This window comes from uncultured Gimesia sp., assembly GCF_937910335.1.
Classification (GTDB): domain Bacteria; phylum Planctomycetota; class Planctomycetia; order Planctomycetales; family Planctomycetaceae; genus Gimesia.
This window is the reverse complement of sequence record NZ_CALEMX010000109.1, coordinates 1-21,562: the sequence shown is the minus strand read 5'-3', so window position 1 is coordinate 21,562 and position 21,562 is coordinate 1. Positions and strand designations below refer to the sequence as shown.

13 protein-coding genes are annotated in these 21,562 nt (G+C 47.3%); 12 read left to right on the top strand and 1 reads right to left on the bottom strand.

The features are described from left to right. From Q0668_RS04460 to Q0668_RS04405, 12 genes are all read left to right on the top strand, one after another. A partial coding sequence (locus Q0668_RS04460) for an FCD domain-containing protein (RefSeq protein ID WP_298860396.1) occupies window positions 1-375 on the top strand: 375 nt, incomplete at its 5' end. Between the two features lie 274 nt (window positions 376-649). Further along, entirely contained in the window at window positions 650-2,839 is a 2,190-nt protein-coding gene (locus Q0668_RS04455; protein WP_298860393.1) for a sulfatase-like hydrolase/transferase, read from the top strand. A gap of 269 nt (window positions 2,840-3,108) precedes the next feature. Further along, window positions 3,109-4,788: a DUF1549 domain-containing protein gene (locus tag Q0668_RS04450; protein WP_298860390.1), complete on the top strand. Its 1,680-nt coding sequence runs from the start codon at window positions 3,109-3,111 to the stop codon at window positions 4,786-4,788. A 44-nt stretch (window positions 4,789-4,832) separates the two neighbouring features. Further along, entirely contained in the window at window positions 4,833-6,089 is a 1,257-nt protein-coding gene (locus tag Q0668_RS04445; RefSeq protein ID WP_298860387.1) for a DUF1501 domain-containing protein, read from the top strand. Next, entirely contained in the window at window positions 6,086-7,168 is a 1,083-nt protein-coding gene (locus Q0668_RS04440) for a WD40 repeat domain-containing protein (RefSeq protein ID WP_298860384.1), read from the top strand. The genes Q0668_RS04445 and Q0668_RS04440 overlap by 4 nt, the downstream gene beginning before the upstream one ends. 20 nt (window positions 7,169-7,188) lie before the next feature. Continuing rightward, window positions 7,189-8,136 carry an alpha/beta hydrolase-fold protein gene (locus Q0668_RS04435; RefSeq protein WP_298860381.1) on the top strand — a complete coding sequence of 316 codons (948 nt, stop codon included), beginning with the start codon at window positions 7,189-7,191 and terminating at the stop codon, window positions 8,134-8,136. Between the two features lie 138 nt (window positions 8,137-8,274). Beyond that, window positions 8,275-10,827, top strand: coding sequence for a PPC domain-containing protein (locus Q0668_RS04430; RefSeq protein ID WP_298860378.1), 2,553 nt, complete (start codon window positions 8,275-8,277; stop codon window positions 10,825-10,827). Between the two features lie 25 nt (window positions 10,828-10,852). Then, entirely contained in the window at window positions 10,853-13,126 is a 2,274-nt protein-coding gene (locus tag Q0668_RS04425) for a DUF1549 and DUF1553 domain-containing protein (RefSeq protein WP_298860375.1), read from the top strand. Window positions 13,127-13,181: 55 nt separating this feature from the next. Continuing rightward, a complete protein-coding gene (locus Q0668_RS04420) occupies window positions 13,182-14,510 on the top strand; it encodes a DUF1501 domain-containing protein (RefSeq protein WP_298860372.1) in 1,329 nt (442 codons plus the stop codon). A 215-nt stretch (window positions 14,511-14,725) separates the two neighbouring features. Beyond that, complete coding sequence (locus Q0668_RS04415; RefSeq protein WP_298860369.1) at window positions 14,726-17,155, top strand: DUF1549 domain-containing protein; 2,430 nt, start codon at window positions 14,726-14,728, stop codon at window positions 17,153-17,155. Between the two features lie 49 nt (window positions 17,156-17,204). Beyond that, window positions 17,205-18,548 carry a DUF1501 domain-containing protein gene (locus tag Q0668_RS04410; RefSeq protein WP_298860366.1) on the top strand — a complete coding sequence of 448 codons (1,344 nt, stop codon included), beginning with the start codon at window positions 17,205-17,207 and terminating at the stop codon, window positions 18,546-18,548. Further along, window positions 18,549-20,900 (top strand): PPC domain-containing protein, encoded by a 2,352-nt coding sequence (locus Q0668_RS04405; protein WP_298860364.1) that lies wholly within the window; start codon window positions 18,549-18,551, stop codon window positions 20,898-20,900. Between the two features lie 204 nt (window positions 20,901-21,104). Here Q0668_RS04405 and Q0668_RS04400 read toward each other — a convergent pair whose 3' ends face one another. Further along, the gene (locus tag Q0668_RS04400) at window positions 21,105-21,362 is read right to left on the bottom strand and encodes a hypothetical protein (protein WP_298860361.1); all 258 of its coding nucleotides are present in this window, start codon (window positions 21,360-21,362) and stop codon (window positions 21,105-21,107) included. Window positions 21,363-21,562 lie beyond the last annotated feature (200 nt).

Sequence of the window (21,562 nt, the reverse complement as noted above, 5' to 3'; positions counted from 1 at the left end):
TTGCTTGAGTTGAAAGCGCTGGAGTTGGCCAAACCGCATCTGGTAAAAGAAGATCTTGAGAAAATTTTGGAAGGAAACGTGATTCCCGAATCAGAGACCGAGCGTGTATTAATTAATAATTCTTTACACGAATATCTCATCGATAAAGCAGGGAACTATTACATCCAGGACTTTTTCCAGAGACAGGGTCGCTATTATGATATTCTGTTTGACTGGGAAGATCAGGATCGGGCAACGGCCATCGAAACAGTCAGGCAGCACCAGTCCATTCTTAAAGCACTGATCAAAAAAGAGTGGTCTACTGCCCGCAAAGCATTGTCCTATCACATCCGCGATAATCATCCGATTTTGAGCAAAATCGTTAAGGCTAATTGATTTTACAGTGGACGAGGGACCATTGTCGCGACTGAATGTCGGCTCGGCCTCTCTCGATGTTTCCGTGAAGAGGGTCGCCTTTGCCTGTCTGGTCAGTTAAAATTATTCAACTATTGCCATTAACGGGTCGTCTGAGACTTGGGATACTGGCATGATAAATTTGCGAATACTGAATACTGAATACTGTAACCTGACCAAACTCAATCTATCCCTGCTTTGTTCAATCGTTAAGTTTGATCGAGGACTGGAACTTCCAACTGGTGAATCTACTTCCATGAAAACAATTCTTTATCTCTTGCCACTGTTTTTTGTATCGCTTGTCCCTCTTTCTGCAGCCGAGCGGCCGAATATTGTTTTTTTCTTTGCCGACGATCAAACGACCAGTACGATTGGTTGTTATGGCAACCCGGTGATACAGACACCGAACATTGATCATCTGGCGGCCCGTGGTACGCGATTTGAAAATGCCTATGTCAGTCAAGCCATCTGTTGGGTAAGCCGGACTACGATTCTCAGTGGGTTGACTGGTCGTAGTTATGGCACATCAGCGAATCCTGAGTTGGCACGACCCGATGCAGTGCAGACATTATATTCTGACATTCTGCGCAAAAACGGATATCGAACTGGCTACTTCGGGAAATGGCATGCCAAAATGCCTAAAGGCTATCGCAAGGAAGATCACTTTGATGAGTTTGAAGCGATCGGTCGGAATCCTTATTACAAAAAACAACCGGATGGAAGCCTGCGCCACGAAACGGAACTGATTGTAGATCGTGGAATTGATTTTGTGAAATCACAACCGAAGGGCAAACCATTCGCGTTGAATATGTGGTTCAATGCCTGTCACGCAGAGGACGGCGATCGCCGACCGGGCATTGGTCACTTTCCATGGCCGCGTGCCGTGGATGGCATGTATGAAGACATTGAAATCGCATCACCGCGTCTGAGTGATCCGGCCATCTTCAACGGACATCCCGATTTTTTGAAAACGACCATCAATCGGGAGCGTTTCTTCTGGCGTTGGAATACCGATGAAAAATATATGACGAATATGCGTGCATACTATCGCATGGTTAGCGGAATCGATGGTGCGATTGGGCGTTTCATGCGGGCGCTTGAAGAAGCGGGACTGGCCGACAATACGATTATCGTCTATTCCGCTGACAACGGTTATTACATGGGCAACCGCGGTCTGGCAGGAAAGTGGTCGCATTACGAGGAAGCGATCAAAGTGCCTCTGATTGTGGCTGATCCGCGCGTTCCGGAAACACAACGGGGTAAAGTCAGCGACGCGCTGGCATTGAATCTAGATTTGCCAGCGACCTTTCTTGATTGGGCGGGTGTCAAAATTCCTGAGAGATACCAGGGGCACAGTTTACAGCCGATTGTTAACAAGCAAAAACCTGCCGACTGGCGGACAGAAACGTTTCACGAACATTTTGCCGTCCGCAATCGTATTCCCGCATTTGAAGGTTTGCGCAACCAACGATACAAGTACGTACGTTATTTCGATCATGGGAATCATGAATTTCTGCACGATCTGAAAAACGATCCTGACGAATTAATGAATCTGGCCGCTGATCCTGGGCACGTGAAAACGCTGAGAGCAATGCGACAACGAACGACTGACCGCGTTACTCAACTTGGTGGTCCACTTGATCCGCTCAAGGGTAAATTCACTGCGTCCACAGTTCCACATCCCCAGGCTTCCGCTGCAGCCAGTGCCAAGCCGGACAAAGAGGGCTTTATCAAAGTCTTCGATGGAAAAACATTGCGTCGTTGGGATGGAGATCCGAAATATTGGTCGGTGGAAGAGGGTGCCCTTACGGGGAAAACGGACGGCGCATTGAAAGTGAACCATTTTATTACCTGGAAAGATTCTACCATTCGTAATTTTGATTTGCGTGTGAAAGTCAAGGTCACCGAGGGTGGGAACAGTGGTATTCAGTATCGCGGATTATCGCGACCTGATCTCGGATTGGACATTGTGACCGGTTATCAATGTGACGTTGTCGCGAATGTTCCGAAGTACAATGGCATGTTATATGAAGAGAAGGGCCGTCGAATATTGTCACATACGGGCGAGAAAGTCATTATTGATCCTGCGGGTCAGCCCTGGGTAGTTGGATCAATGCCTGTTAAAACATTTGCCCCCGATGAGTGGCATGACTTCCGTGTGCTGGTTGAAGGAAACCATCATCAGCACTGGATTGATGGTCATAAGACGGCCGACCTGATCGATCTGGATGCTAAAGGTCGCGCGCTGGAAGGCGTGCTTGCGGTGCAGGTTCATGTGGGTCCCAAAATGAAAATTCAATACAAAGATTTTAAAATTAAACACTTGGCTGATGGCATTCCGCTCAAGCAGGCAGCGGATCACCCCATCCCATCCGATGCGTATGGCGTACGTCCTCAAGGAAAATTACCCAAAGATTGGAAGCCACCCGTGTACGGGAAGCGCTGATCATTAGTTGAAATCGGAGAGAATGTAGAAGTGCATTTATTGATGCAGGAGACGTTATCCATTGTTCTGAGATCGGCGTGATTTACTGGATGATTCTGATTTTGGAATGGGTTCAGCCGGCGCTTAGTTAGGAAATGTAGTATAAAAGGTATGTTTCCGGGGAAATTATTGATTTTGGCGTCGAACTCCGATAGAATATGTATCACTCGTAGATGGCTGATTCTTCATTGGCCCCTTCCTGATTAATCCTTCCTAAATGGCGTGATCTTATGAGTTTACGTTCCATCCCATATCTGGTTGCCTGCCTGGCACTTTTTGTTGCCTTACCGGCTACTGCTTTCTCTGTAGAGATTCCTCTGCATCAACAGATCGATTTGTTGATTGGAGTAGGAAAAGCGAAGTTTGAAAAAACCGCGAGCGCTCCATCCGATGATGCTACATTTTTGCGGCGAGTGACTCTTGATTTGACGGGAACGATTCCGACTTCTAATGAAGTGCGTGCTTTTTTGGGCGAGAAATCAACTGATAAGCGAACGCAGTTAATCGATCGACTTTTGGTATCTCCTGAGCACGCGCGGCGGATGCAATATGTTTTCGACACCATGTTGATGGAACGCCGTCCCGATAAACATGTGCCTGCTGTCGAATGGCGGAATTATTTACGAACATCATTTTTGAATAACAAACCCTGGGATGTGTTAGTCCGCGAAATATTATCCGTTGATGGCACAGATAAAAAAACACGTCCCGCTGTCAAGTTCCTGCTTGATCGCGAATTAAAATCCGAACTGGTCACGCGCGATTTGGGTAGACTGTTTTTGGGGCGCGACTTAGAGTGTGCCCAATGTCATGACCATCCCAATGTCAATGATTATCTGCAAAGGCACTACCACGGTTTGAATGCGTTTTTGAACCGTACATATCTCTACAAAGATCCGAAAACGAAAAAAACTTCCATCGGTGAAAAGGCGGAAGGACTGGTTTCATTTACATCAGTATTTACCAAAGAGGAAGGTAAGACCGCTCCTCGAATGCTCGACTTGCCTGAAATCGTCGACCCGGCAGATGCGAAAGCAGATTACAAAGTGAAGCCGGCTAAAAATGTGCGATCAGTGCCAGTTTACAGCCGACGATTGCAACTGGCAAATGCCATGACACATCCTACGAACATTGCCTTTCGGCAAAACATTGCCAATCGGTTGTGGGCGATGATGATGGGGCGTGGTTTTGTGGAACCGCTCGATATGTGGCATGCAGATAATCCACCCTCCCACCCCAAGTTACTTGATCTGTTAACAAACGAGTTACAAAAAAACGGTTACAACATGCGATTGATACTTCGCGAACTGGCGCTGTCAAAAACGTATCAACGCAGCAGTCAAATTTCTGCAGAATCTGAAATCGCAAAAGAAATTAATTTTGGTGTTGGTCAGCTCAAGCCACTCTCTCCCGAGCAACTTGCCTGGTCGATGATGCAGGCAACCGGTCTGACGGCAAAAACACTTAAAAGTCTCAAAACAAAACAGATCAAGGCCGACCCCAAAAACGGCGCAAAAAAAATAGAAGAACCATTATGGCAGGAAGAAGCTCTGCACGGTGCCTTAAATAAAAATGTGACGGCGTTTATTACCACATTTGGTTTTGTGGGGGCACAGAGTTCCCGCTTTGATGCCTCGGCGGATCAGGCGTTGTTCTTGCGAAACGGACCGTTGGTGCAATCCTGGTTAGTGCCTGCTGGAGACAATCTGACTGCTAGACTCAAGAAACTCAAAACTTCTTCTGAAATCGCTGAAGAACTTTACCTGAGCGTTTTTTCCCGATTACCAGAAAAAACAGAAGCAGAAAATGTGGTGGCGTACTTAAACGACAACCAGAAAAAATCTCAACAAGCTTTACAGCAACTGGTTTGGGCGGCACTTTCTTCCGACGAATTTCGCTTCAATCATTAATAACCATCTTAAGCATTCCTCTTCGACAGTCAGTAGGCTAAACGATGCGACGTAATCAAGGATGTAACCATCTGGATCACCATCTGGCTCGGCGTCAGTTTTTAGCGGGCGCCGCCGGTGCGATGGGATTGGGCTTACTTGGCTCACCCGCCACCGCAGAAAAAATCAAAGGCCAACACAAGCGCGTTTTGCAAATTTACCTGCAAGGTGGTGTCAGCCAGTTGGAATCGTGGGATCCGAAGCCGGGGACGGAGCATGGTGGCCCCTTTCGCGCCATTCCGACATCGGTTCCGGGCATGCATATATCGGAACTCTTGCCTTACACTGCGAAGCAGATGCATTTGCTTTCTATTGTGCGCAGTATCAACTTGAAGACAAACGACCATCGACAAGGTCGACTGTTTATGGAGAAGGGCAGACGCGCCGGTGAGTATCCCTATGTTGGTTCAATTGCTTCAAAATATCTGGCACCTGCTAATAGCGAGCTGCCGGGTTATATTCACATTTCGACGCGCGGTTTGACTGACAGTACGTCTGCGTTTCTAGGTGCACAGCACGGGCAATTGAAATTTGAAGGTGTTAAGCCTCCGAAAAACTTGGCGGTACCGAAGGGTCTTGATGAAACTGCTGATGCACGCCGCGTTCAACTCCGAGAGCAGTTTAATCAACAGTTCAGGGTTGGTCGACCGAAATCGTTGACAGAATCATTCGATGCGTCATTCCAACAGGCTGCCAAGCTCATGGGCCGGAAAGAGTTATTCGAGAAAGCACCCGATCCCAAAGATCTGGAACGTTATGGTAAACATGATTTTGGTCGAAACTGTTTACTGGCCAGAGCTTTACTTGAAAATAATGCGACCTGTGTCAAAGTGACACACCACGGGTACGATTCGCATGCCGAGAACTTCAACTTTCATCTCGAACAACTGGGCGAATTTGACAAAACGTTTGCCATGCTGGTGGATGATTTACACCAACGGGGTCTGCTGGAAAGCACGTTGGTGATGGTCTATTCTGAATTCGGCCGCACTCCAAAAATTAATGTTCGTTATGGACGTGACCATTGGGGGACGGCCTGGTCAATTGCCCTGGGAGGTTGTGGAATTCAACCGGGGGCTATTATCGGAACAACTAATGAGAAAGGGACAGCTGTCGCTGATCGTGAGGTTGATGCAGGTCATCTATTTCATACTTACTTACAGGCACTTGGGATTGATTCCACGAATGATCACGATATTGCAGGCCGTTCGATTCCCATCGGCGACCCAACTGCACAACCCATCAAGGAGTTGTTGTCATGAATGTAAATCAATCCGATACGAGTGATGCCCTTGTTGCAAAGAAACCGGTCGTTGATTATGAAGCCATCGATCTCGAAAAAACGCATCAGGTTTCGGAGTTCAAACATAAGTTTCCGCTGACTTCCTGCCGGGCCGATCCCACAGGAAAATATGTTGTCGCTGGTGCTCAAGATTTAGACATTCAAGTTTGGGACTTGCAGACCAAGTCTAATCGTACTCTTAAAGGCCATACCAGTTGGGTCCGGTCGTTTGATTTCTCGAAGGATGGCAGCAGGCTGTACTCGGCTTGTTGGGGTGGCGATATCAAAGTCTGGAACATGACAGACACTCAACCGAAACCGATCATGACGATTCAGGCTCACACAGGTTCGGCACGCTGGGTACGCATTTCTCCCGATCAGAAAAAACTTGCCACCTGTGGGAATGATTTGCTGATAAAGGTATGGAATGTCGAAGATGGAAAACTGTTACAAACATTCAAAGGTCACGAGCGGCATGTGTATGCTGTCGATTTTCATCCCGACGGCCATCATCTCGTTTCTCAAGATTTGATGGGCTTCATCAAAATCTGGGACATGAAAACTGGCAAGCAGGCGCGAAGTATCGATGCCAGTGTGATGACTGGCTACGACAACAAATTCGCCGCCGATATGGGTGGAGCCCGCGATTTACAATTTAGCCCTGACGGCAGCGAACTGGCCAGCGCAGGGATTACAAAAGTAGTCAACTCGTTTGCTGGCGTGCAAGACCCGATTATCATGCTGTTTGATTGGAAAACCGGCAAAGAGAAGGCCCAACTCAAACCCGAAAAAACGTTTCAGGGAATTGCCTGGGGGGTGCGATATCATCCTGATGGTTTTCTAATTGGTGCCGGAGCAAATCGCAGTGGCAAAGGCGAGTTGTGGTTTAGGAAACCGGGTGAGAAAGAATTCTTCCATACAATGAAGCTTTCTACTGCGGCTCGCGGCCTCGATTTACTCAGTGACGGACGGCACTTAGTAATAGCACATTCTGACGGTGCCGTTCGTGTCTACCGGATGACTGCCGAAGCGAAGCGTCCCACAAAAACAAAAACCTGATCTAGAATTAAGAACAATTTATGCGCTGTCGAATTTTTCAGCTAGAATCTGTTTTACGTTATTTTTTCGCCATAGCATTTGCATTACTGTTGATTGCAGATCCGGCTTGCGGGCAAAATAAAAAACCAAAAAAGAAGCCACAACCATTCCGCTGGGTGAATGAGCTAAAGCAGAAAATTCCGGGTGTGCAACATGCGACATTTCGCAGTCCTTCCATGAAGGTCGATGTAGGATACTGTATCTACCTGCCACCACAATACAGCGATCCAAAAAACAGAAAACAAAGATTTCCAGTGGTTTACTACCTGCATGGTGGTCGACCCGGGGGCGAAACAAAGAGCGTGCGATTGGCGCAGTATACCAACAAACATATTACAGCAGGTAATGTGGCGCCGATGATTTATGTATTTGTGAATGGTGGCCCTGTCAGTCATTACAATATGCCCGAACGCGAGCATGCGATGGGTGAAGATGTTTTTGTGAAGGAGTTGATCCCGTACATCGACACAACCTATCGTACGATTGCCGATCGGAAGGGACGCGGTATTGAAGGTTTCTCGCAAGGAGGTCGTGGCACGACACGCATTATGTTCAAGCATCCGCAGCTATTCTGTTCTGCAGCACCTGGGGGCGCTGGTCATGCGACCGAGAAACGCATTTCGGAAGAAAACGGTCAGGAAAATCCGAATCTGATATTCACCAAAGGGTATAACACATACGATCTGGCCCGCAAGTATGCCCAGCATCCGGCGCCTCCCCTTCGGATCTTGATTCATGTTGGCACTAAAGGTTTCAATTACCAAAATAATCTTGCCTATATGACCTTCCTGAAGTCACTCAAGATTCCTTTTGAAAAGCTGATTGTGCCAGATGTGCCACATAGCGCTTCAAAAATCTATGAGAAAGAAGGTCTCAAATTAATGAAATTTCACGCTGACAATTTTCGCGATGTTAGATTGAAAGACTAAATATGTGAGATTGGTGATCGTTGAGACACAGAGTGAAACGACTGAATTCATCAGTGCCATTTGAAACTAAATAATCTAATCTATTATCAATGTGAATCGATTTCTGGAATTTTGCCAGAGAAGAGGGGAAAGCTAATCGTGTATCGCCTGGGCCGATTCAGTCTGTTTGCTCTCAGCTTTCAGCTTGTGATTGTGACGAACGTATGGGCTCAGCTTCCCAATCCCGTTTTAAAGTCGGTGTTTCCGGCGGGAGGACCATCGGGTAGTACGATTGAATTGACAGTCGCCGGTACTGCTTTGGATGATGTTTCGCGATTGATCATCAGTCGATCCGACATCTCATCTGCGAAAATTGCGAAGAATCGATTTCGTGTTTCTATTCCCGAAAGCGTACCCGCGGGATCCTACGATGTGCGGGTTCTTTGTCGCAATGGATTGAGTTCGCCGCGAACTTTTTTTGTTGGTAATCGATCCGACTTACTTGAAGTTGAACCAAATGAAAATCTTCAATCTTCACAAGCCACTTTGACTGATGTTTCGATTAACGGACGTATCGAGAAAAAAGGGGATGTTGATGTCTTTCAGTTTTCCGCCAAACAGGGACAACGAGTCATCATCGAGTGTTGGGCAGAACGGCTAGATTCCAGTCTGCGCGCAATCTTAGAGGTTTACGATACCAGGGGACGGCGTCTGGCCGTCAATCGAGGATTTATTGGGATAGATCCATTGATCCCTTTCCGGGTTCCCGCTGATGGTGTCTATTTTGTCAAAGTGTTTGATCTCGTCTATTCGGGTAGTTCTGACCATTTTTATCGGCTTGATATCGATTCGGGTCCGCGCATGTTATTTACCGTCCCGGCTGTCATCCAGCGCGGGGCCAGTTCACGAGTATCGATTTATGGTTGGAACCTGGGAAAACTCAATCAAAAAACAAATCAAAAAATCGTCGAGAATAAAAATTATGAACTTGAAAGACAGCGTCTGGAATTGGGCGATGTGGAGCAGAATGGTCAATCACAAGGAAAACAGAAACATTCGATCGCGGATAATAAATATGAGCGGCTCGATTTAACAATCACACCTTCTGCAGAAAACGATTCCATTCCATTCCCCATTCGGCGTCATAGCGAACAGGCTGAGGTTGATGGATTTGCATTTCATCTGGAGAATTGTCATGCACCTATACTGATTGGTTTGACCGATGTTCCCGTCATTCGAGAATTAAAAGGGCACCAGAGACCTGACACTGCCCGGGAAATATCGATTCCCTCTGAGGTTAGTGGCCAATTGATTGCAGGTGATGAGAAAGACTGGTATGCCGTTCAAGCAAAAAAAGGAGAAGTCATCTGGATTGAAGCATTTGGTCAACGGATTAATTCCCCCGTTGATCTTGACGTTCGCCTGTTCGATGCTTCGGCAATGAAGACTTTGGAACAGTTCAGTGACGAAGTGAAAAATAGTGGCGGGAAGCAATTCAAATTAAGCCATCTTGATCCTGCCGGGAAATGGGTTGTACCGGAAGATGGGCGTTATTTGATCATGATACAAAATTTACGCGGTGGCCTGGATGATGATGCACGGCGCATCTACCGATTCAATTTAAGACGCCAGGAACCAGAGTTTTATCTGACAGTCGTCTCTCACAATGAGAAGCCTGCCTCGCTCAACGTGAGGCGCGGTGGTCGTGCGATTTTGAATGTGATTGCTTTGCGTAAGCGAGGAATGACTGAATCCATTCGAGTCAGCGCGAGTAACCTCCCGCAAGGAATTCATTGTCCTGACATCTGGTTAGGACCTGAGGAAAATCGTGCAACGCTCACAGTGACTGCTGATGCCGATGCGGTTCCCTATTACGGAAATCTCACTCTCTATGGAGACTCTGCTCAAACCGGAAGAATAAGCGTACGCAGCGGAACCATCGTACGGACAGATGTGCCGAACGGATCAAGTCGTCTTACAACAGAAATTCCGCTGGCGGTTTCGGGGGAGGCTCCTTTTCGAATTACGGCGGATGGACATGAAAAGCGGAAGCACCATCTATTCGGCGAGATGAATATTCGACATTCCCCCGGTTCTGTTTTAGATGTAGCGGTTCAGGTTGAAGGGCGTGAGCCCGGCGATAGTGAAGAAGTGAATCTAATGGGAGTGGGAGTTCCCAATATGATTCAAAACCAGACAGCCACCATTGCCGCTGGAAAGAATAAAGGGTATCTCAGTTTTTATTTGCCGCCCTATCTGCCCGTCGGTCGATATACCATTACAGTCCAGTCTCAAACCAATGTGATGAAGAACTCTGGCTCAAATAAGGAACAGAAACAGTCTGTCACCGTGTTTAGCAACCCAGTCACCTTTGAAGTCAAACCGGCTGCATTTGTAGTCGCTGTTGATTCTAAAGCACCAGGCAAGATTCGACGTGGAGAAACGATTCAGGTGAAATATTCTGCGAAGCGTATTAATGGTTTCATTAATAAAATTCATACCGAACTCGAAGCAGCTGATACACTTGATGGGCTACGTGTGCGGGGAGTCACTTTTGTTGGTCAAAGCGATACGGGAACCCTTCAGATCATTGCGAACGATGATGCCCCTATAGGAAGACTGCCGTTCATAAGGTTGTCGGCTGTCGGGGTCGTGGAAGAGCAACCAGTGTATCATGGAAGCTGTTTCCTTGACCTGGAGATCACAAAGTAGTCTTTAACTGGCAATCAATAAAAGCATGTTAAGTCTCAATCACAACTTGAAATTTCTACGCTGGTATAAGCTGGTTGTCTGTCTAACCCTCTTTATGATGCCAGTCTTGAACGCTGATCTCCAGGGTGCTGAGAAATCAACACAATCAAAACAAAAGGACCGGAAAGTCTATTTTCTGACGGACGTGGTTCCCGTTCTCACCAAGCTAAGTTGCAATAGTGGCGGTTGTCATGGGAAATCGTCGGGCCAGAATGGTTTCAAGATTTCGTTGTTGGGATTCGATCCAGAAATGGATTATTCAGCAATTGCTCTGGAATCGCGAGGTCGACGGATATTTCCTGCAGACCCGGATCAGAGCCTGCTTTTGTCAAAAGCAATTGGCAGGGTTCCACATGGGGGGGGCAAGCAGTTGGAATATGATTCCGCTGATTACAAAGTGCTCCGAAATTGGATTGAACAGGGGGCACCCGGACCAGACCCCGATGCGCCTGTGTTGTTGAGTATCAGTTTAGCACGACAAGATCGAGTCTTAAAACAGAATACCAGTGTGAAGTTACAAGTGGTGGCTCACTTTACCGGAGGTACTCAGCGCGATGTGTCCCGGCAGGCGGTCTATGAATCCAATTATCCAGAGATAGCCAATGTTGATGAGGAGGGACTTGTTACTACACAATCTCGTGGCGGGCTTTTTGCTGTGATGGCTCGCTTTGGGGATAAGATCGCGGTGTTTCAAGGAGTCGTACCCTATCAGACGATAAAAATCCCGCATGAGGAAGAATATCCATCTTCTCAAGAATTTACGAAAGTAGATCGGCATCTGGTAAGACAATGGAAAAAACTGGGTATCGCGCCTTCTCCTCAGACTGACGCCGCCACTTTTATCCGTCGTGTGACGTTAGATATCTGCGGTACATTACCCACGGCTGATGAAGTAACCGATTATCTTGCTGATCAACGCTCAGACAAACGGCGGAGGTTAATTGATCGATTGCTGGAGCGTCCTGAATACGCCAGTTATTTTGCTTTGAAATGGGCCGATATTTTACAAAATCGAGGGAGTGGTTATTCGACTCGAAAACAACGATCGGGAACGATGCTTTTCTCTTCATGGATTCGCGATTCCATTTTATCCAATAAGCCCTATGATCGCTTTGTTTCTGAAATTCTGACTGCCTCGGGAAGTCAGGCAGAGAATCCCGCTGCCATTTGGTATCGTTCCGTCCGAACGACTCCCGGTTATGTGGAATCAATCGCGCAGTCATTTTTGGGTGTCCGAATTCAATGTGCTCAATGCCATCACCATCCCGCAGAACGTTGGAGTGAGGATGATTACTATTCGTTTGCTGCCGTTTTCAGCCGAGTGGGGCGCAAGGGCGGATTTGCTGATGCCGAAGTTCCCACGGATGAAATCATCTACCTGAAAAACGAAGGTGAAGTACGAAATCCGCGTACTCGCAAACTCATGCAACCTCGTCCATTAGGAGGGCCGGACTTTACAATTTCCCGTTTTGAAGATCCGCGGCATCGTCTGGCGAAATGGATGACAAGTCCTGAGAATCCTTTTTTTGCCCGCACGATGGTGAATCGAATGTGGGGGCACTTTTTTGGACGTGGGATTATTCATCCGATTGATGATGCCCGCAGTACGAACCCACCTACGAATCCCGCGCTGATCGATGAATTGGCCCACGATTTTGCTGCAAATGGCTATGACGTTAAAGGATTGATTCGCGTTATCACCAACTCTTATGCATACCATCTCAGTTCCGTTCCCAACAAAACGAATACTGAGGATACACAGTGTTTTGCGCGCTATTATCCCAAACGACTTTCTGCTGAAGTCCTCCTGGATGGCATCAGCCAGGTCTTAGATGTTCCGACCATCTTTCCTGGTGGGCCGGGTCAATTCCCTGAGGGAATGCGGGCTGTCAATTTGCCTGACGAAAATGTTCGTCTGAATTTTTTAGACGCGTTTGGACGTCCTTCGCGTACTTCTGCATGTGAATGCGAACGAACGGATGCCCCCGCTTTGTCTCAAGCTCTTGAATTGGTCAATTCAAAAGAGATTCAGCGGAAAATGACGGATCAAAATGGATATATCGAGCGACTGGGGACGAATACGAAAACGCATTCAGAAAATGTACGTGCTATTTTTCTAAGAACGTTGTCTCGAACTCCTCGTGCGGCAGAAGAAAAAATCGCGGTTGAATATCTCAAAGCCGAACAAAGCAGACAAGAGGGATACCGTTCATTTTTATGGGCTCTGTTGGCAACGAATGAGTTCATGATGAATCACTGACTGTGGATTCTGTGATTGACTAAGTCAAAAACTACACACTTTGGAGATCGAGTTTATGTTATCGGGTTCAGGAACACGATACTCGCATGTTGACGGATTCAGCCGTCGCAATTTTCTTCAAATTGGAGCGCCGCTGTTGGGATTGGGGCTTTCTGATTTGTTGAGACTACGCGCATCGGCTAAAGAGACAGCCCGACCTAAAACGAAGAAATCTTTGATTGTGTTCTGGACCAATGGTGGTATGAGTCAACAAGACACGTACGATATGAAACCCAACGCTCCCGCGGAATATCGTGGTATGTATCGACCTATTTCAACTTCGGTCTCTGACATTCAGGTGACAGAACGCTTTCCTTTGCAGGCGAAAGTCATGCATCAGATTTCACAAATCAGGTCAGTCCATCATGAAAACGGGATTCATGCCCCTTCTGCGCACTGGATGCAAACGGGTTACTTTGGTCCTACGCTGGCTCGCAATGCCGCACAAAAACCATCCTTTGGTTCTGTGATCTCTCGCACAATGGGTGCTCACTCGGAGCATATACCACCCTATGTGACAATTCCCAAGTCTGAAGCCTTTGGTTATCAGGGGGCGGTCTATCTGGGGAAATCACACAACCCGTTTGAACTAGGAACCGATCCGAATTCCAAAAACTTCAAAGTCCCGAACCTGGCACTTCCCAAAGGATTGACTTTGAAGAGTGTCGAATCGCGTCGTGAGCTGCTTAAGAAATTTGACACGCTGAATCGCGAAGTCGACAAATCAGGAGTGATCGAAGGCTTAGACTCTTTTAAGACGCAAGCATTGGAAATGGTCACCGGCGAACGTGTTCGCAAGGCATTCGATTTGAGTAGCGAGGACACCAAACTCCGTGATCAGTATGGTCGGCATCAATATGGTCAAAGTGCTTTATTGGCCAGGCGACTTGTCGAGGCAGGGAGCACTTGTGTGACCGTCAACACGGGATATTGGGACCATCATAACGACATCGAAAAAGGCCTTGAAGAACACCTGCATCCTTTGGACCGTGCGATCGCCACGCTGATTCAGGATCTCGATCAACGTGGAATCCTGGATGACGTTTTGATATTTTGTGCGGGTGAATTTGGTCGCACACCGATGATGAATGGCCACGCCGGCAGGGATCACTGGGCAAATTGCTTTACCGTGATGTTCGCCGGAGGCGGCGTGCGGGGAGGCCGAGTGGTGGGAGCCAGCGAAAAATTTGGTGGTGGAGTTTTAGAACGCAAAACCTCGCCTATGGATTTGCTGGCAACCATCTATCAAACGCTGGGGATTCCGCTGGATACCCACTTCAACGACGATTCCGGACGTCCCACCAGCATCATCGATACGGGGAAACCCATCCACGAACTGTTTTGACTTCATGGATGATCGATCTTAGGAGAACAAATAGAGTGATACTTCCTTAAAGTTTTCACTATAGGCTTTTTTCATTTCCCTATCTGTTCTTAGTTAAGAATCAAGCGTTGTATTCATATTCATTCATATCTACAATACTGCATATCATTGACCGGCTTTAGCATTCAATAATCTGTATTCAATCTCGGTTGTGTTTCTGTTATTGAGATCAATACGTGAACCATTTTTGCCCACGAAATTTGTTAGCCTTTTTGGCGATAGTGACATTAGGTTTCGACGTTCCGTGTATTGCAGTAGAATTACGAATCAGCCCCCCCTCTATATTGCTCGACAGTCCTGAAGCTTCTCAACAAGTGTTGGTGACCAAAGCGAGTTCAAAAAATCTCTCAAATGATCTTTCACGCGTGGTCCGTTATGAAGTTATCCCCCCGGGTATCGCAAGTGTCGATGAATCAGGATTGCTTCGACCTCGCTCCGATGGCACAGGCAAACTTGTGGTTCATTATCAAGGACAACGAACCAGCATTCCCGTAGAAGTTCGGTCATTGAAATCACCTCGTCCTGTTTCATTTCGTAACGAAATCATACCGATTCTCACAAAAGCCCGCTGCAATTCCGGCGGTTGTCATGGTAAGGCAGAAGGGCAGAACGGCTTCAAGCTAAGTATTTTCGGTTTTGACCCGATTTCAGATCACCAGTCACTCGTGATGGAAAGTCATGGGCGACGGGTTTCAATAACGAACCCTGAAAACAGTATTTTGTTTCGCAAAGGGTCAGCCCGCACACCACATGGCGGTGGGCAAAAAATTAATCCGGGTAGCTACCGAGACCAACGTTTATTGCGCTGGATTGCAGAAGGCGCTCAGTTTGAACTGGAAGATGAAAAAAGTGACCGAATTGTCAGAATAGAAATCGAACCGAAGGATCAAACCCTCCTGGCTGGTCAGACTCAGCAGCTTCGTGTCACAGCTATCAATGCATCAGGAAAACAGCAGTGTGTTACGACCGAATCTGAATACGAATCGAATGCCGGCCCCATCGCCGAAGTCAATTCCTCTGGTTTGATTCAAGCCAGCGATATTCCCGGTGAAGCTGCCATCCTGGTTCGCTATCTGGGTCATGTCACCGTTTGTCGGATTACTTTACCACAGCCGAAAGTGCAATTTGAGCGCCCACCGGAAAATAACTTCATCGATAGACTGGTGTGGGATAAACTCGAACGGTTAGGGATTGAACCTAGCGAGCTGACTGATGATGCTTCTTTTTTACGACGCGTATTTCTAGATACGATAGGCACGCTCCCCACGACGGCTGAAGCACGTCTCTTTATTAATGACAACGCGACTGATAAACGAGAGAAAATTATCAACCACTTGTTGAATCGGGATGAGTACGTCGATTATTCCACAATGCGATGGCTCGATATTTTGCGCGCAGATCAATTAAAGATCTCACCACAGGGTACCGTTGCCATGCAACGCTGGTTGCAGAAACATTTTATTGAGAATCGGCCCTTCGACCAGTTCGCTCGAGAGTTACTGACGGTTCAGGGCAATACCTCGGCTGAAGGACCAGGTTCGTTTTACAAAATCTTGAATAAACCGGATATAGCCGCTCGGTCAATAAGTCAGCTTCTTTTAGGAGTGAGAATTGAATGTGCTCAATGCCATCACCACCCGTCCGAAAGATGGAGTCAGGCGGATTACGTAGGGCTAGCCGGTTTTTTTACAGGCTTGCGACTGAAGAAGCTTCCCAATGGAGAGCAAGCTCTTGTCTCATTGGGTGGGAAAGATCTTCCTCACCCCCGCAGTGGTGAGTTGGTTTCTGCTCGTGCATTGGGATCAGAAGCAGCCCGGTTTACCAACGTTGCCGACCGCCGCCGTGTGCTGGCTGACTGGATGACGTCAGATGAGAATCCATTTTTTTCCAAGGCGATTACAAATCGACTATGGTCGCATTATTTTGGTCGCGGATTAGTCGAGCCGATCGACGACATGCGGGCTACGAACCCTGCTACCAATGAACCACTGATGCAGGCTTTAGCCGATCATTTACGAAAATTACGTTATGATATCAAAGCGTTCACACGGACTCTATTGAATTCAAGGGTTTATCAATTGAGTTCGGCGACCAAAGAGTCAAACAAAAGCGATATCCAGAACTTTTCACATGCTACTTACAAAACCCTGCCTGCTGAGGTTTTACTTGACGCGATTTGCCAGAGTACTGGTGTCGTGGAAAAGTATAATGGTTGGCCGAAAGGCTATCGAGCGATTCAAATTTGGGATAATCGAATGCCCTCTTACTTCTTTCGTATTTTTGGCCGACCCGTTCGGGCTTCGGTCTGTGAATGTGAACGAAGTAATCAACCCAGTATCTCTCAGGCAATGCATTTGATGAATTCTCCTGAAATCGCTGCCAAAATCAGTCATCGACATGGCACTGTCCAGCGGTTGGCGTTGTCTCTGTCTCCCAGCGAAATTATTGATGAATTATATCTCGGCACTCTATCAAGGTTTCCGATAGAAAAAGAAAAAATCTTGATGTTACAGGCTTTCGAAGAATTGAAGGACAACCGCCGATCCGCGTCGGAAGATGTTCTTTGGGCGCTGATGAACTCGAAGGAATTTGTGTTTAATCATTGAATCAACAGTTTACTTATACCTCTCACTGAGTTGAATACGAGGATTGAGAATGTTTAAAATCTCACTCGGCAATCGAGAAAGTTCGGCTTGCGACGGCATCTCACGCAGACATTCCCTTCGAATGGGAGCCTGCGGTTTGATTGGAGGCCTGACACTACCGCGGCTGTTAGAATTACACGCGAAAGCCGCATTACCTGCCTCCCCCAAGGCCAAGTCCTGTATCTTCCTCTTCCTGGAAGGTGGGCCTCCGCATCAGGACATGTGGGACCCCAAACCCGAAGCACCGCTGGAAATCCGTGGGCCCTTTAAACCAATTCAAACCAAGATACCTGGCACGTATGTCACAAACCAGTTACCTCTGTGTGCCGGGCTGGCTGATAAATACACAATCGTGCGCAGCCACAGTCACCGCGACAACGGCCATTCGACTGGATATCATTATGTGATGACGGGGCGAAAGCCCACTTTCGCGGATGGTGATAATCCAGTCCCGAATAATGTTTTTTATCCATCGATCGGATCGATCGTATCGCGCGAACGGGGATCACGCGGCGAATTACCGGCTTATATCAACTTACCGCACCCGATGGCAGGCGGCGGACCAGGGTTTTATGGAGCTGAACATGCTCCTTTTGTGATTGAGGCCGATCCAACCCAACCCGATTTTGAAGTCAAAGACCTCCGACCGGGCAAACAGCTTTCACAAAAACGTTTGAGCTTACGTAAGAAGTTGCTAACGGGGATCGATGAAATGGAGCGCGCTCGAAACAGTGGTCAAGCAAAAGTGATGTCGACCTACTACGAAAAAGCATTCAACCTCATTGCTTCAACCGATGCAAAAAAAGCGTTCGACATTCATTCCGAATCAGATTCAACACGCGACGCATACGGCCGAACACAAATTGGTCAATGTTCGCTGTTGGCCCGAAGGCTCGTTGAAGGTGGTTGCCGATTTGTAGGTGTCGACGCGCCCGGCTGGGACGTACACTTCAACTGTTTTCCCAGTTTGCAAACTGATTTAATCCCCTACGCTGACCGCGCTTTTAGTGCATTAGTGAGCGATTTGGATCAAAGAAACATGCTCGATGAAACATTAGTCATTATGATGGGGGAAATGGGCCGCACACCACGCGTGAATGCGAAAGCCGGACGCGATCACTGGTCGATGGCACAAACGATTATCTTTGCCGGTGGTGGCATCAAACCAGGGCAGGTAATTGGAGCGACTGACAAACATGCCGCTGCCCCCAGTACTGAACCGATTGGTGTGAACGATCTGTTATACACTATTTCAACATTGATGGGCATCGACCCTGAAAAAACCTATCTTGGTCCTTTAGGGCGACCAGTTCCCATCGTTAACGGCGGGAAAATGATCAGAGGTTTGGTTTAGATGAAAAGAATTGTGATCTATTCTGCTCCTCGAATTCTGGGAGCCCTCTTTGTCTTCTGCTGTACAGCGCTCGCCGTCAATGCCCAAACGCCACCAGCTATCGGCTATATGTATCCGCCAGGTGGGTCAGCCGGTCAGACAACGGAGGTGATTCTAGGAGGCTATGATTGGACGCCTGACATGGAATTATTCGTCCATGATAAACGGATTCAGTTGAAAATTGTTTCGCAGCCAGGTTCAATCATTGTTCCTGAGCCCCCCTATTGGTTCGGCAAAAAAGCACGTCGAGCGCCTTTTTTGCTGCCTCGTGAGACTCGGGCGAGATTGACGATTCCAGCAGGCATTCCCCCTGGCATAGTGCGTTGGCAAGCCGCCAATGCCAACGGTGCAACGGCCTCGGGATATTTTGTCGTTGCGACAGGTCCCGAATTACTTGAAATCGATGAACCAAAACAAGTTCAAACATTATCGAACATTCCCGTCACAATCTCAGGCCAAATCAAAAAAATTGAAGAGGTTGACCGTTATCGTTTCACGGCAGAGAAATCAGGTCCTGTATCCTGCTTGATCGTGGCACGCAAGATGGGTTCTCCCCTCAATGCAGCATTGGAAATACATGACTCTAATGGTCAACATGTTGTCAGCGCCGTTGATACAGCCGGCAATGACTCAGCGGCTGTCACTTTTACTGCCCAGGCCGAGCAATCGTACACGATCAGCGTGTACGATGCGGACTTTCGTGGTAATCGGAAATTCGTTTATCGATTATCAATCATTGACGCTCCTCGTGTCGTGGCAGCCATCCCCGCCGCTGGTCGACGTGGTGAAACACGCTCCGTAGAACTGGTTGGATATGGCATCGCCACAGGAGTAGCAAAACTGGAATCGGTCACTCAAAAGATCAGTTTCCCAAGAGATAAATCCATCAATTCATTTTCTTATCAACTCAAAACTCCACACGGACTTGCCCCCCCGTTTTCTCTTCTGGTTTCCGATCTGCCAGAAACAGTTGAGACCAATAACTCAACACAAAATCTGACACTGCCCGCGGCTATCACTGGTGTCCTCGACGAACGAATTGGCAAAGATGTTTTTCAGGTTGCCGGAAAGAAAGGCGATCTCTGGTCTATCCATCTGGCCGCGGAAGAGATCGCATCACCGCTCGATATGGAACTGACAGTACTCGATGCTCAAGATAAAGAACTGGCTCGTAATGATGATATTCCAGGATCGACCGACGCCGCCTTATATTTTCAAGTTCCCGCTGATGGAAAATATAAACTTGTTGTTACTGATTTATCTGGCCTGAGTGGACAGAAACTGGCGGTGTATCGCATGACAATCAAGGCAGCCCGTCCTGGTTTTACACTCACGGTACCAGAGTTTCTCAATGCCCCATTGGGTAAAAAAACAAAGCTACCAATTAAGGCAATACGCATCGGCGGCTACAAAGAACCGATTCATGTTTCGCTTATGAATTTGCCTTCCGGCATCACAACGGCCAAAGATCTAAAATTTACTGCCGGAAAATCAGCTTTCAGCATCGAATTGACGGTGGCTGCCAATGCGTCGGCCTCGGCTTCGATTGTTACAATCGTTGGGCAGACAAAAACCAATAATCAGAAAACGGTTCATTTTACCTCAAGTCCACTATTGATTGCGACAACAATCCAACCCCCATTTTCAATCGATGCGGAAGGGAAAGATGATGTCACCAAATGGCCCCGCGGTACTACATTTCCAGCGCCGGTATTGATACAACGCGATCAAGGTTTTAAAGGAACGATCAATTTGGAAATGACTTCGCGGCAAGGTCGTCATCGTCAAGGTATACGTGGCCCTGAATTGGCCGTCTCGCCAAATGTGAATCGCATCCTCTACCCGGTCTTTTTACCCGAATGGCTGGAAACGACACGCACGTCACGAATGGTTGTCAACGGTGTTGCCAAGGTCACCGACCCGAATGGCAACGTCCGCTATTCCTTGACCCGTCAGAAAACACGGATGGGTTTCCTTCCCACCGGCGCATTGTTGAAGATTTCGTCAGAAAAAAGTGATTTGAAAGCAACTGCCGGAAAGGAATTTTTTGTTCCAGTCAACATTCGCCGGTCACAGAATCTGATGGAACCTGTTCGCCTTGAGCTTATCAAAGACAATTCGAAAACCACAATGTTCACAAGCAAAGTACTCGACGTAGCCAGTAATCAATCGCGGGCTTCGTTCCCAATCACAATTAACGCCTCCGCTGCCACTGTGGATGAATCCAAACTTACTATCCGGGCAACAGCTTTACAAAATGGCAAACTTCCCGTCGTTTCAGAGACCACGGTGATAGTTCAGTTAATTCAATAGATATAACAACTGTTGATTTTCAGTGAATGGATTGCATTGTGACAATTCGTTGGAAGATCTGCAGGCCTAAATTCGCGACGACAAAACAATCAACAGCCTGGTCCGTAAACAGGCCCTTGACTGGGTCGAACTATCTGGGAAGAACCGCTCGCGCAAAGACAAGGCAGGTATAGGGAGTAAGTTGTGAACCGGAAAGGGACGGATTCAATGATTTTGTTCGATCTTAACAAAATGCATTTGGTCTTGATTTGTCCTTGGTGTTGAAGCTGGTGTGGTCCTTAATTCATCTGGCTTTTTGAGCTTGATTGATTCCACCGCTCCCAGCTCATCAACAGATATTTTGGCGTAGCCATAAGAATGACATTGTAACTTTAATTCAAGCAGCTCATCACGCACAAGAGCATAACTTACACTCACTATCGCAAGAGTAAATAAGAGACTTAATTCGAGCACTGTTCTCATAATTGGCCCATTTCTGAAAATACTGAGTGCCTGTCTTCATCTAGTTTTGTTCAATTACTCTCATTCTGAACAAGTCATTCCAATTCGTCAAAGAAAAAATTCCGATTTTCAAGCTGATCTTGATATGTATGCCTGTAGAAATAATAGCTTGTTACCGGTTCGTTAGTTATCTTTTAAAATTGAATTTTTGGAGCAAGTCA